Consider the following 13,208-nt stretch of genomic DNA (forward strand, 5'->3'; position numbering starts at 1 on the left):
TCATGGCAATTTCGAGTTTTGGTAAAATTCTTACTGTGCTGGATTTATTTTCAGTTTCACGTCCGATTATCAATGTCGATATCATTTGTGATGAGCTGGCGCTATCCAAACCTACCGCCTATCGTTATCTCAAAGAACTGGTTTCGACGGACATCTTAAAACGGATTAGTGGCACATCGGGTGACTATACGCTCGGCTCTAAAATTGCGGTTTTAGATTATATTTCTCACAGCACTGATCCACTGATTCAAATCAGTATTCCCTTTATGCGCGATATCGTGGAACGTACCGAACTGTGCTGCTTATTAACCTATTTAAATCATGATTATTGTATCGACCTACATCATGAAACCTTTAAAGATGCTGAACTGCTCTCTTTTGGCCGAGGTTGTCCACGACCCGTCTACGTCGGTGCTTCACCCAAGATTGTGATTGCGCATTTAAGCAAGCAACGCATTCAAGCCTATTATCAGCAGTTTTCAAAAGAATTAGCGCAAGTCGGATTTGCACAGACTCAAGATGAATTTATTCAACAGATGCGGAAAATTAAAAAACAGGGATTCTACCTATCACAAGGTGAAATCGATCCTCAACTTTGCAGTTTATCTGTGCCGATCCGTTTCTCCAGCAAAGAAGCCCCGATTGCACTCACATTAGTGGCATCCAAGAATCGTTTTGACTTCATCAACATTCAAAAGTTGATTGAAATCTTGCAAAATAATGCGACTCAAATTGAACATAAATTTGCAACGCTGCCTGAGAGCCAAGGCAACCCGATTTGAGAATATTAAAAAACATTTACATTTTTCACGGTTGTAAATCCAATTAAATTCTCATATTATGATTATGTTCTTCAGCATACTCTCCCAAAAGAGCATGGCTTTCCTCAGAGAACTAAGCTCATCGTTGTATGGGCTTTTTTCTTGTCTAACCGTTCATCAGTCAATAAAAAAGCCCTCTAGAGAGAAGGCTTTTACGGTTAAAAATGTATTAACACATGATTTTTTGAATCAGTTTGGCTTCTACCAACATCTGCTCAGTCTGATCAGCCGCGATAGATACCAGATGCTTTCCATTCGAATAGAGAATTAAACCCTGAGTATTCAAGCGATAGCCCAACACACCGCGCTTGAGTACTTTTTGCTCGCCTGTGCTTGAACATTGGATCAACTCCCAACTGCGTGGAATAACGCCTGCAAATTTTTCTCCTGCACTCTGATTTTGCTGTAATGCCTTTTGCGCCTTAATCAAATTTCCTTCCACAAACAGTTCTTCTTCTGACTTTTGTTTCGACTTCGCGGGGTTACTGCCAGAGGTTGACTTCAAGGATTCACCAGTATAGCGCTGGGTAAAGAAATCCAACCAACCAAACACGGCCCGAATAATTTTAAATGGCGCCAATACGATATCTTTCAAGGAGTTGCCACTATAGTTTTGATTCTTATAAGGTCTTTTCAAAAAATACAACTGCCCAGCCGCATCAATCTGCGGTTTATAGTAATCGTAACGCGGGTCAGCAATAATCGTTTCCAAATCACCTGTTTTCAGATTTAAACGACAAATTTCTTTCGGACCAATGCTAATTCCCCCTTGTTGGTCATAAGCAAAGCCACAGCTATCATAATAAATAATGTCCGGGTTTTGTGGATCAAAACATGGATGCTGATCCTGACAATCACCTTCTGTAATATATTGAATCCGATTGGAATCCAAGCCTAATACACATAGATGTTGCTCAAAAGCATAACCTTGACTGGCTGATAAAATCAGCCGTTTATGCTGTGCATCATAATCCATGTGATGAATAATGAACTCGTTATTTCTTAATACCAACGCCTCAGGTTGTTGTGGTTCTAAGAGTGATTTGATGTAAATCGCACAACCATCCTGCAATTGCGCGGCATAAATTACATGCTGATCATCCATTAAAACTGCATCGACAGGATAAACATGCCCCAACTCATCTTGCTCGTTATAGTTCGCAACACCCATGAATTGTGCCCCCGTGCCTGAGGTTTTCCATTGCTTGCGCTGCTTGATTTCTTGTAAATTTTTCTTGTACTGACTCACCGCATGACAATCAATCGTTTGTGTTTTTTGGTCGTGCAAGTGGTGTAAGACTTGGTCGGATAAATATAATACTGATGACATTGATGTGTGTTCCCAACTTATCGTTTTAAGCACTCACCCTTGTCCAATCAAGCATCGTGAGTGCTGTTATTCTCTAATTTTTATTTAAATTTGCATTAACTATAGACTTAAACTCTAAGGCTGTTTCAAATACGGCCAAGCGGCTTTCATATAAATAAACATCGACCATAGCGTTAGAATCACAGCGGCATAGAGTAAGGCATAGGCCCAGATTTCCAATGGTTTCCAGTTCAATAAGAAAACACTAATTGCGATCATTTGAAACGCGGTTTTATATTTACCAACGGTCGACACCGCCACACTGGTACGTGCGCCTAATTCTGCCATCCATTCACGTAGCGCAGAAACCGTAATCTCACGGGAAATAATCACAATTGCAGCAAAGGCCATTGAAATCGTCGGTTGCCATTGCACCAACACAATCAGTGCAGCTGCAACCATCAATTTGTCTGCAACCGGATCTAAAAAACGTCCAAAAGCAGAGGTCTGATTCAGTGTTCTTGCCAAATAGCCATCAAACCAATCGGTCACCGCTGCAAGCACAAAAATTGCAGTCAGTATCATATGGCGCATCATTCCCCCATGATGCTCGGCAATTCCAATTGCAGGTGGCCAATAAGCGATGGCCAAAAACACAGGAATAAGGGCGATACGTGCCAAAGTTAAAATATTGGGAATGTTCAGGATTTGCCCTGTACTCATAAACACCGCCATGTTGTTTGCACTAAATATGCATGTTGCACAAAGGATGTGCTGAGATTATCCATGTGTAAGCAACTTTATACGAAATGCGCCGCAGTGTCGACTAGGCAAAAACGGCAACTGTCTGTCTAAGCACCGCAATTAAACGGTTTTCAGCATCCCAAACATAGGCATATTCAGTGGAATATCCATGTTCTGCATATTCGGTAATGACTTTATATTTTAGCCAATCTTGAATTTGGCCGTTAACTGGTTGCAAATAAGTAATTTGCCAAGTTAATGAACTGGCAGGTGCCGGCGTCTTGAACATCGGTAGTACCCCAGGCGGCCAGACATCCATTAAAGCAAACAGATCAGCCAATTGCATCTCACGATTAGGATGCAAACTTGCTGCAAACCGCCCCCAACCACCAAAGTCAGGAACTTTACTGCCTGCCATTGGATAACTGCCTTCAGCCCAACACAATTCAAACTGCTGTAAGCACTCTGGCATTAAACCTTCGATATAAAAAGTTTTATCCAATTGTTCAGGCATTGGATAATCAGGCACTTGCGGCAAATTCTGGACATGAATACGCGATTCACGTTGTAGACCGAAACTGGCCACCAAAATGCTTTGTACCGCATCATCCTGCCAAAGTCGAACTTCCAGCGTCGTAACAGATTTTCCTTCTCTCAATACTTCGGCGCTGAGTCTGGCTTGTCCTTGTTGTACAGGACCGACAAAGGTGACGTTACAGCTTAACAATTGCTTTGCTACATCTTGTACCGTACTAATCGCCTTTTGGATCATCAGTCCGGCAATCAAACCACCGAATACGGTACGCCCCTGTAACCAACCTGATGGAATATCGATCCGTTCCTGTTGTTCAACCTGTTGATAAAGCGGGAGTAAGGACATCATTTTTCCTTCATCATCGAAATACCCTATCTTTGAACGTTTTGAAGCATTTGTGAATGATCGTTTACACGGCAATATTGGGAAGATTATGTCAATCGGTCAAATTATTCATGCAAAATTTTATAAATGGTTCTGGCCAGCACCCCACCCAACCCTGGAACCAAGGTCAGTTCATTTTCCGATGCTTTCAACACCCCTTGTATACCACCAAAATGCGTCAACAAATCACGACGGCGCTTTGGTCCAAGGCCGGGAATCGCTTCTAGAACAGAGCTACTGCGACGTTTATCTCGTTTAGCACGGTGTTTGGTAATGGCAAAACGATGTGCTTCATCACGGACCTGTTGAATCAAATGCAAGGCTTTATGGTCTTCAGGCAGTTGTATCTTGGTACCATCAGTAAAGTGCAAAGTTTCCAGTCCAGGTTTACGCCCTTCCCCTTTAGAGACACCGATCATAAAGGCATCCAATTCAAGTTCCTGCATCACTTCCATCGCCATATGCAATTGCCCTTTACCTCCATCAATTAACAGCAGATCAGGCAACATATTCTTTTTATAGCGACGGATCAGCGCTTGGCGCATCGCAGCATAGTCATCTCCTCCAGTAATATCCTGAATGGCGAATTGGCGATAATCGCGCTTTCTTGCGCCGCCCTGATCAAACACCACGCAGGATGCAATCGGGGCTTCCCCCATGGTATGACTGATATCAAAACACTCAATCCGATCAATCGGACGCCCAACCACTTGTTCAAGCTGGTAAAAGCGTTCGTTCAATTCCAGATGATTACTGAGTTTGCCTTTAATGGCATGCTGTACATTCATTTGTGCTAGCTCTAACCATTCGGCTCGAGTCTCACGTACTTTATGTTTAATCTGTACCTTTTTATTAAAGGTTTGCTGTAAAGCTTCTTCTAGTTGTTTTTGGTCGGGCACATCAACATTCACAATCAACTCTGTCGGCACTTCATCAGCGACTTGGAAATAAAAGTTCGCGATAAAGTCACTGAGCATTTGTCCTAAATCATCACCCAACATATCGGGGAAATAGCTTTTTCCTCCCAGCATCCGTCCATTGCGCACATACATAATCTGGACGCAGGTCACCCCCGCTTGGTAGGCAATCGCCAGAATATCTGCCTCACCTTTGATTTTAAATACGGCTTGCTGTGCCTGTACTTCACGTAATAAGCCAAGTCGATCGCGATAGAATACTGCCTTCTCAAATTCCAGTGCTTCTGCAGCCTGCTCCATTTTGCCGATGAGCTCTTGATTCAGCTCTTTGGTATCTCCTTGCAGAAAACGAATCGAGTTATCAACATCTTCTTTATATTCTTCTGGGCTAATCAGGCCGACACACGGCGCGGTACAGCGTTTAATCTGGTATTGCAGACACGGACGTTTGCGTTGTGAAAAATAGCTATTTTCACATTGGCGTACATTAAACAGCTTTTGTAATACCAATAAGGTATCCCGAGCGCTATAAGCACTTGGGTACGGCCCAAAAAACTTACCAATTTGATGCTTGCCCTTACCTCGTCCACTGGCAATCCGAGGATAGGGCTTGTCTGATGAAACAAAGATATAGACATAAGATTTATCATCCCGCAACATAATGTTATAAGGCGGGCGGTGCAGCTTAATCAGGTTTTGTTCAAGCAATAAGGCTTCAGTTTCTGAACGTACCACCAAGCTTTCAATATCATAAATACGGGCAACTAAGGCCTGTGTTTTTGGATGCTCAATGGTTTTAACAAAATAGCTCGACACACGGTTTTTTAGATTCTTAGCTTTACCGACATACAATAATTCCCCATCCTTACCCAGCATTTTATAAACGCCAGGTAACTGAGTCATATGCGCCAATATTTTTTCAATGTGTTCTCGAGCGTTTGGGTTCACGACATGCCTATTCTCTCTATTTACATCACATGATGTGATGTTTGCTTAATTTTTTTCAAGCTTTAAATGTGAATATCATGTAAGTGCCAAGTATATAAGTGATTTAATGCTCGGAAAGCGTTTGATTTAAGGCCTTACAAAATGCCTTCTGGTCTTTAGGTGACACCAGAATATAACTTGCAATACCCTCTTTCTGATATTCAATGCGTAAACGATCTAGAGATAAAGCAGGAGATGAAATTAAATTATGGCTCGAAGAGATTTTAATAATGTCAGATTTATTGATCTGCCATTTAAATAACATTGAATGAATTGTTAAATACTGTTCTGTCACGATATAGCGGGTATTGAAAATCGGCCACCATAAAACAACAATCGTCAAAAAATAAAGTACTGCATGTTCAGGATATTGCTGCATTGTTCCCTTGATATACATGGTCCACAAAAATTGAAGCAATAAACCTGTGGTCGCGATGACGACACCCCAGAACCACCAATCAATTTTGGAGCGAAAACTTTGCATGTTTTTTCCTAAAATTTCTTTTATATGTTCTTATCATTCTAGCTCAATCGCATATAAAAACGCCCTGACGGGCGTTGATCTTATTCAAACTTAAAAAACATATGGGCGTACAAAAATCAGGAAAAATAGCCCAAGCATGATGAACCATTTCAAGAAGTAATACAGTGAACGGTTCGACTTCTTCAACGCTTTGGCTTTAATACGAATCTGGTAAATATAACCAAAAGCTTTATTCAACCCCCCTGTTTGGTCACCCGCTTCATTGGGGGAACTGGCAGCGGTCATCACACTTTTTCCAAACCAGTGATTAAACTTCTCCATAAAGCGGGTCTTTAATGGACGCTCTACATCTGCGAAGAAAATAATACGGTTTTGGTCTGTGGTATTTTCAGCATAGTGAATATAGGTTTCATCAAATACGACACTTTCACCATCACGCCAAGAATAGCGCTCACCATCAACATCAATAAAACAACGGTCATCATTCGGTGTGATTAAGCCCAAGTGATAACGTAATGAACCTGCGTACGGGTCACGGTGACGAACCAAACGGCTATCTGGTGCCAGCTCCGTAAACATCGCGGCTTTAATCGTTGGCAAGGTCTTTAACAAAGCGGTTGTTTTTGGACAAAGTTCGGCCGCTGATGGATGTGCCGAGTCGTACCACTTCAGATAGAAACGTTTCCAGCCCGTTTTAAAGAAGGAATTAAAGCCCAAGTCATCATAGCTACTGGATGCTTTAATGCCACCTTTCTCATACAGTGCTTTGGCTTCATCACGAATCATTTCCCAGTTTTCATCCAGAACCTTTAGGTCCTTGAAATGTTGGGTATCAATATACGGCTGATTCGGCACTTTGGAAAACATGTACATTAAAAAATTAATGGGTGCGAGAATCGTCGAATGGTCAAAAAACTGACGATAAAACGAATGCTTTACTTTACCACGGCGCTGAATATACAACGCAGAAATGATAAAAATCGCTAATATGATCCACTTAATCATAGATGACTCTATCTTCTTAGCTGAAAAACAAATGCCAATTTGACAACCAAATCTCAAAATCGCACTCAAAACAAGCTGGCTATTCTAGCAAATTTGTCCACTTAAATACCAATTTGCTTTACTTAAATCGGACAAAAGCCTTTTTCATTTTTCCCATCACAATCAAAGAGTAAACGCTCTATTTTGCTTGAAAAATTTATTTTTATTCATGATTTAACACTTCACGTCTAAGCTTACAATAAATTGATGACCCTAGCGTCACGGCTTGATACAACTTGTTATGTCCTTTTTGGATATAGTTATCGTAAGATTAGCGAAGCTTTTTTTGTGTGCTGAACTGCACATACGCTTTATGACATCAACTCAGAATCCTCCACAACAAGGGAGATCAGGCATGATCCACGCTGGCAATGCCATTACCGTCCAAATGCTTGCGGACGGAATTGCAGAATTCCGCTTTGACTTACAAGGTGAGTCGGTTAATAAATTTAACCGTGCAACCATCGAAGACTTCCAAGCAGCAATTGCTGCAGTGAAAGCCAATAACGATATTAAAGGCTTAGTTGTTACCTCTGGCAAATCCACCTTCATCGTTGGTGCTGACATCACAGAGTTTGGCGATAACTTCGCTGCAGGTGAGCAAGCGATTGTTGATTGGCTTATGCCTGTACACGAAATCTTCAACAGCTTTGAAGATTTAGATCTACCTAAAGTTGCTGCAATCAATGGTACAGCACTGGGTGGTGGTTTCGAAATGTGCTTGGTGTGTGACTATCGTGTGATGTCAGAACAAGCGCAAGTGGGCTTACCAGAAATCAAATTGGGTATCTACCCTGGTTTTGGTGGTAGCGTACGTTTAAGCCGTTTAATCGGTATCGACAATGCCGTTGAATGGATGGCAATGGCGAACCCGAAAAAACCTGCTGCTGCATTGAAAGATGGTGCTGTAGATGCGGTTGTTGCTGCTGACAAATTACAAGAAGCTGCTGTTGACCTCGTTAAACAAGCGATTGCTGGTCGTTTGAACTGGAAAGCAAAGCGTCAAGAAAAATTAGACGCAATCAAGTTGAACCCACTAGAACAAATGATGGCGTTCAATACGGCGAAAGGTGCGGTTCTTGCGAAAGCAAACCCAGCTCAATACCCTGCGCCAAAATTATTGCTTGATTCATTACAAGCTGGTGCAAGCTCAACCCGTGATGACGCGTTAAAAGCAGAAGCACAAGGTTTTGCAAAAGCAGCGATTACGCCACAAGCAGGTGCATTGATCGGTTTATTCATCAATGACCAAGTGGTGAAGAAAACTGCGAAAAAATATGAGAAAGGTGCTCACCCTGTTAACCAAGCAGCGGTATTAGGTGCGGGTATCATGGGTGGGGGTATTGCTTACCAAGCGGCAAGCAAAGGCACACCAATCATCATGAAAGACATTGGTAACCCACAACTTGCTCTCGGTATGAAAGAAGCGAATGGCTTACTGACCAAGCAAGTTGAACGCAAGAAAATGAAACCTGCGCAAATGGGTGAAACACTGGCTCGCATCCGTCCAACTTTAAGCTATGACGAGTTTAAAGAAGTGGATATCGTGATCGAAGCCGTGACTGAAAATCCAAAAGTTAAAGAAATCGTGCTTGCTGATACTGAAAAGCATGTTCGTGAAAACACGATCATTGCATCTAACACTTCAACGATTTCAATTACACGTTTAGCGAAAGCATTACAACGCCCTGAAAACTTTGTAGGTATGCACTTCTTCAACCCAGTACACATGATGCCACTGGTAGAAGTGATTCGTGGTGAAAAGACGTCTGAAGAAGCGATCGCAACAACTGTGGTTCTTGCTCAAAAAATGGGTAAAACACCAATCGTTGTTAACGACTGCCCAGGTTTCTTGGTTAACCGTGTATTGTTCCCTTACTTTGGTGCATTTGACCTACTTGTAAAAGACGGTGCAGATTTCCAACAAGTGGATAATGTGATGGCGAAATTCGGCTGGCCGATGGGTCCTGCATACTTGATCGATGTTGTTGGTATCGATACAGGTGTTCATGGCGCAGAAGTAATGGCTGAAGGTTTCCCTGACCGTATGAAGCCAGACTACAAAGGTTCAATCGAAGCGATGTACGAAGCAAAACGTCTTGGTCAAAAGAATGACGTTGGTTTCTACAAATACGTGTTAGACAAGAAAGGTAAGAAAGCGAAAACTGTTGATCCAACAGCATACGAAATTATTGCACCTTTCGTGACTGGCGAAAAACGCGAGTTTGACAACCAAGAAATCATTGACCGTATGATGCTTGCTTTCTGTAACGAAACTGTTCGTTGCTTAGAAGACAACATCGTTGCCACTGCATCTGAAGCAGATATGGCGATGATCATGGGTGTAGGTTTCCCTCCATTCCGTGGTGGTCCATGCCGTTATATCGACCAAACAGGTGTTGCTGAATACGTTGCGCTTTGCGACAAATATGCACACTTAGGTAAGGCTTATGAAGCGCCACAAATGTTGCGTGACATGGCTGCTAACAACACAAAATTCTACGGTTAAGGAGCGACGTGAATGGCTACTTTAAATCCACGTGACGTTGTGATTGTTGATGGCGTTCGTTCTGCCATGGGCAAATCACGTAACGGTATGTTCCGCAATGTACGTGCCGACAGTTTATCTGCTGAATTAGTACGTGCACTTGTTGCTCGTAACCAGTTTGATACCAACGAAGTTGAAGATGTAATCTGGGGCTGTGTCAACCAAACTTTAGAGCAAGGGATGAACATTGCTCGTAACATTGGTTTATTGGCTGACATTCCAAAAACTGCTGGCGGTCAAACAGTCAACCGTCTTTGTGGTTCTTCAATGCAAGCAATCCACACGGCTGCTGCACAAATTGCAACCAACCAAGGTGATGTGTTCATCATTGGTGGTGTTGAGCACATGGGCCACGTCGGTATGATGCACGGCATCGACCTTAACCCAGAAGCATCTAAACACTATGCGAAAGCATCGAACATGATGGGCTTAACCGCTGAAATGTTAGGTCGTATGAACGGTATCTCTCGTGAAGAACAAGATGCTTTCGGTGTTGAATCTCACCGTCGTGCTTGGGCTGCAACTCAAGAAGGTCGTTTCAAAAACGAAATCGTGGGTGTTGAAGGCCATGATGCCAATGGCTTCAAAATCCTTTGTGACATCGACGAAGTCATTCGTGCGGATGCCAACCTTGAAGCATTCAAAGCATTGAAACCAGTGTTTGATCCTAAAGGTGGTTCAGTCACAGCAGCAACGTCTTCTGCGCTTTCTGACGGTGCATCTGCAATGTTGCTGATGTCTGCTGAGCGTGCTCAAGCATTGGGTTTAAAACCGCGTGCGGTGATTCGTTCAATGGCAATTGCAGGCTGTGACGCTGCGATCATGGGTTATGGTCCAGTACCAGCAACGCAAAAAGCGCTTAAGCGTGCGGGTTTAACCATGGCGGATATCCAAACCATCGAGTTAAACGAAGCATTTGCTGCTCAAGGCTTATCAGTGATGAAAGGCCTAGGCGTATATGAAAAACAAGACATCATCAACTTGAATGGTGGCGCGATTGCATTGGGTCACCCATTGGGCTGTTCTGGTGCACGTATCACGACAACCTTGTTGAACGTGATGGAACAACAAGATACACAAATCGGTCTTGCGACCATGTGTATCGGTCTTGGTCAAGGTATCGCGACCATTATCGAACGTGTTTAATCAACACTGAGATAAAAAAATCCCCGCATTTTGCGGGGATTTTTTTATGCGATCAAAATTCGTTTCATGGTTGTATCGAATTCTTAAAATACAAATACCCACTGTAGACAGAACAATACACGGCAAATTATGATTGCTATTCCAACAAATAATAAGGTTCTAACAATGTTTAAAAATATGGCAGCCGATTTAATGGGAACCAGTGATATCGGTAAGATTATTGAACCTCAAGATTATGATAAAACGGATATTGATGACTATATTTTCCATGAAGACAATGAAAAAATCTTCTTCCTCATCAAAGCAAAAACGGATGAATACTGCTTTACCAACACCGCATTTATCCATCTCGATGGTACCAGTGCGGTCAGCAAGAAGAGAACCCTAAACCGTTATCCCTATAAGCACTATCAAATCAGCCGAGTGCTACTTGAAACCGCAGGAACCATTGATCGCGATGTTGAAATCAAGTTCCAGTTGGGTGGTGCAGCCTATTCAATTGATATTGAGAAAGCCCAAATCGAAAAAGTACGTGACTTATATAAGGCCCTATTTAGTATTGGCGAAGCATGTAAAGAAATTGAACGTCAATACACCACTCTGGTTCAAACACAGCAAGCCGTAAACGGTATGTTCTCGCTGCGTGAGTTGCCAGAACAGGTGTTACTGAATCTACCTGATATTATTTCGCAAACGACCCTGCAAGTTGAAAACAAGTTTACCGAGCGTCGAAAACAAATTGAAGACTATGATTTCTCTGCTATTTTTGAACGTTATCTAAAGCAATAATATAAAATCCCCGTAATGTGCGGGGATTTTTCTTTATTCAATCAGATAATTTAATAGGGCTGTTTAAAGCCTCTTAGTCCATCTTGAATTTGCTGCTGTAATCGCAAAATATCATCGGCATTCAACTTAATCGTACCATTACGAATTCCATCAATATTATTTCGATTAATATTCAATGGTTCCAGCATTTTAAAAATGCCATTGGTTGGGTCAGAAGACTGTAGACCTGACGCAACAGCAAGAATGTATTGCTGCAAAACCGGCGAGTATTGGGATAGATCTGGCTGTGCTGCCACAGGCTGATAAGTCACTGTTGTCGGACTTTCAGTCACACCAGCATTCTGCATATCATTATGTAATTTATAGACATAATGTTGCAGCGCCTGACGGACTTGCTTGTCTTCCTGAAAGGGAACAAATCCAACTTCTTCACGTAGTTCAGATTCAGCCATGACCCGAATGGTCGGCAATGAGGTCACTTCATCATTTGCCTGTACGACAGGTATGCCTATAAAAGCCAATACAGTGATCAGGACGGATCGTTTTAGAAAATTCATCGTTTGCTCCAAACATCCCTCATCCATAAGAAGATAATGAGTTAAATAAAAGCATCTGATAAATAGGCTACAGCAAAGTGATGTTTGATTCAGTAGAGGTCAGATAAACGGTAAATTTCACTCGAATTTACGCAACATATCGGTTGTGCCGTTCTTTTACTGCCGTCCAAAATGGCTTATGGGAACAAGGAATTGAACGAAAATACCCAAGTGCGTCCATCTAAATCATATGGGTGTTAATGCCCGCTTCTGAAAAAAAGACAAAACCATCCTGTTGGGATGGTTAAACTTGCTCTTTAAGAAACAGGTTAATGATTAGCGCAAAGTGGTTGAATTTCTTTTACCTTAATATCATGCAAATTCAAGGCGGATAACGAACTGCCATCCAAACTTTCTTGGAGTATCATTTCTGTATCAGTTAACTTAATAATTTTTAAATTAATTGTAGGTTGCGTACCCAAAGATATCTTTATCAGATCATTGCTTAATACGTATCGACCTTCTCTCTTTGGCTCTGCTTTAAACGTTTTATTCTTAAAGTCACATTCAAATGGGTAAAGTGTTGTATTGCCTTGATCATCAAAAGTAGCAACATTCGCAACCCCGTTTTTTAACGGTATCATTGCCCAGTTACCTATTAATTGTGCCTGCTCATAGGCTTGAACAGTGCTCAAAGTACTAAAATAAATTAAACAGATAGAAAAGAATTTAACGGTTATATATCTATTCATAATAAACTTCTTGTTTTCTCTCGCTACGCTTCTGTTATTTACAATGCCCTGAAGCAAATCTGTTTTCAGTTCAGACCGCTTCATCTTAGTTCAAGAAATACACCGAATCAATACACTCTACATCATCATGCCCGATAAGCATTTAGCCGTATTATGATCTCGTACAGCCCTCCCTCCCGCACTAAATAAATCAATTGATTTTATCGAAGTAC

The 13,208-nt window shown here is 41.9% G+C and carries 12 protein-coding genes; 4 read left to right on the plus strand and 8 right to left on the minus strand.

Annotated elements, in window-relative coordinates; genetic code table 11:
• Nucleotides 1-2 precede the first annotated feature (2 nt).
• A complete protein-coding gene (locus F993_RS04630; RefSeq protein WP_004656238.1) occupies nt 3-782 on the plus strand; it encodes an IclR family transcriptional regulator in 780 nt (259 codons plus the stop codon).
• A gap of 208 nt (nt 783-990) precedes the next feature.
• Here the strand turns inward: F993_RS04630 and F993_RS04625 are convergent, their stop codons facing one another.
• From F993_RS04625 to lpxO, 6 genes are all read right to left on the minus strand, one after another.
• Nucleotides 991-2,151: a hypothetical protein gene (locus F993_RS04625; protein WP_004656239.1), complete on the minus strand. Its 1,161-nt coding sequence runs from the start codon at nt 2,149-2,151 to the stop codon at nt 991-993.
• A 114-nt stretch (nt 2,152-2,265) separates the two neighbouring features.
• A complete protein-coding gene (gene pgsA / locus F993_RS04620; protein ID WP_004656241.1) occupies nt 2,266-2,853 on the minus strand; it encodes a CDP-diacylglycerol--glycerol-3-phosphate 3-phosphatidyltransferase in 588 nt (195 codons plus the stop codon).
• Nucleotides 2,854-2,956: 103 nt separating this feature from the next.
• Nucleotides 2,957-3,754: a thioesterase family protein gene (locus F993_RS04615; protein ID WP_004656242.1), complete on the minus strand. Its 798-nt coding sequence runs from the start codon at nt 3,752-3,754 to the stop codon at nt 2,957-2,959.
• 104 nt (nt 3,755-3,858) lie between these two features.
• Entirely contained in the window at nt 3,859-5,658 is a 1,800-nt protein-coding gene (gene uvrC, locus F993_RS04610) for an excinuclease ABC subunit UvrC (RefSeq protein ID WP_004656245.1), read from the minus strand.
• Nucleotides 5,659-5,761: 103 nt separating this feature from the next.
• Nucleotides 5,762-6,181, minus strand: a complete 420-nt coding sequence (locus F993_RS04605) for a PH domain-containing protein (RefSeq protein ID WP_004656246.1) — start codon at nt 6,179-6,181, stop codon at nt 5,762-5,764.
• Between the two features lie 90 nt (nt 6,182-6,271).
• Nucleotides 6,272-7,186, minus strand: a complete 915-nt coding sequence (lpxO, locus tag F993_RS04600) for a lipid A hydroxylase LpxO (protein ID WP_004656248.1) — start codon at nt 7,184-7,186, stop codon at nt 6,272-6,274.
• A gap of 394 nt (nt 7,187-7,580) precedes the next feature.
• Between lpxO and fadB the strand changes: the two genes are divergently transcribed.
• The 3 genes from fadB to F993_RS04585 all read left to right on the plus strand — a co-directional run bounded on the left by fadB (nt 7,581) and on the right by F993_RS04585 (nt 11,708).
• Nucleotides 7,581-9,734: a fatty acid oxidation complex subunit alpha FadB gene (gene fadB / locus F993_RS04595; protein WP_004656250.1), complete on the plus strand. Its 2,154-nt coding sequence runs from the start codon at nt 7,581-7,583 to the stop codon at nt 9,732-9,734.
• Between the two features lie 12 nt (nt 9,735-9,746).
• Nucleotides 9,747-10,919, plus strand: a complete 1,173-nt coding sequence (gene fadA / locus F993_RS04590) for an acetyl-CoA C-acyltransferase FadA (protein WP_004656252.1) — start codon at nt 9,747-9,749, stop codon at nt 10,917-10,919.
• A 165-nt stretch (nt 10,920-11,084) separates the two neighbouring features.
• Nucleotides 11,085-11,708 (plus strand): PH domain-containing protein, encoded by a 624-nt coding sequence (locus F993_RS04585; RefSeq protein WP_004656254.1) that lies wholly within the window; start codon nt 11,085-11,087, stop codon nt 11,706-11,708.
• Nucleotides 11,709-11,758: 50 nt separating this feature from the next.
• Here the strand turns inward: F993_RS04585 and F993_RS04580 are convergent, their stop codons facing one another.
• Nucleotides 11,759-12,265 (minus strand): hypothetical protein, encoded by a 507-nt coding sequence (locus tag F993_RS04580; protein WP_004656255.1) that lies wholly within the window; start codon nt 12,263-12,265, stop codon nt 11,759-11,761.
• A 308-nt stretch (nt 12,266-12,573) separates the two neighbouring features.
• Entirely contained in the window at nt 12,574-12,996 is a 423-nt protein-coding gene (locus F993_RS04575) for a lipocalin-like domain-containing protein (protein WP_004656257.1), read from the minus strand.
• Nucleotides 12,997-13,208: the final 212 nt, after the last annotated feature.

This window comes from Acinetobacter proteolyticus (genome assembly GCF_000367945.1).
Lineage (GTDB): Bacteria > Pseudomonadota > Gammaproteobacteria > Pseudomonadales > Moraxellaceae > Acinetobacter > Acinetobacter proteolyticus.

What these genes read in the sequence shown, in the direction of transcription:
- F993_RS04630 (WP_004656238.1), top strand. Translation starts at nt 3, where the DNA reads ATGGCAATTTCGAGTTTTGGTAAAATTCTTACTGTGCTGGATTTATTT.
- F993_RS04625 (WP_004656239.1), bottom strand. Translation starts at nt 2,151, where the DNA reads ATGTCATCAGTATTATATTTATCCGACCAAGTCTTACACCACTTGCAC.
- pgsA (WP_004656241.1), bottom strand. Translation starts at nt 2,853, where the DNA reads ATGAGTACAGGGCAAATCCTGAACATTCCCAATATTTTAACTTTGGCA.
- F993_RS04615 (WP_004656242.1), bottom strand. Translation starts at nt 3,754, where the DNA reads ATGTCCTTACTCCCGCTTTATCAACAGGTTGAACAACAGGAACGGATC.
- F993_RS04605 (WP_004656246.1), bottom strand. Translation starts at nt 6,181, where the DNA reads ATGCAAAGTTTTCGCTCCAAAATTGATTGGTGGTTCTGGGGTGTCGTC.
- lpxO (WP_004656248.1), bottom strand. Translation starts at nt 7,186, where the DNA reads ATGATTAAGTGGATCATATTAGCGATTTTTATCATTTCTGCGTTGTAT.
- fadB (WP_004656250.1), top strand. Translation starts at nt 7,581, where the DNA reads ATGATCCACGCTGGCAATGCCATTACCGTCCAAATGCTTGCGGACGGA.
- fadA (WP_004656252.1), top strand. Translation starts at nt 9,747, where the DNA reads ATGGCTACTTTAAATCCACGTGACGTTGTGATTGTTGATGGCGTTCGT.
- F993_RS04585 (WP_004656254.1), top strand. Translation starts at nt 11,085, where the DNA reads ATGTTTAAAAATATGGCAGCCGATTTAATGGGAACCAGTGATATCGGT.
- F993_RS04580 (WP_004656255.1), bottom strand. Translation starts at nt 12,265, where the DNA reads ATGAATTTTCTAAAACGATCCGTCCTGATCACTGTATTGGCTTTTATA.
- F993_RS04575 (WP_004656257.1), bottom strand. Translation starts at nt 12,996, where the DNA reads ATGAATAGATATATAACCGTTAAATTCTTTTCTATCTGTTTAATTTAT.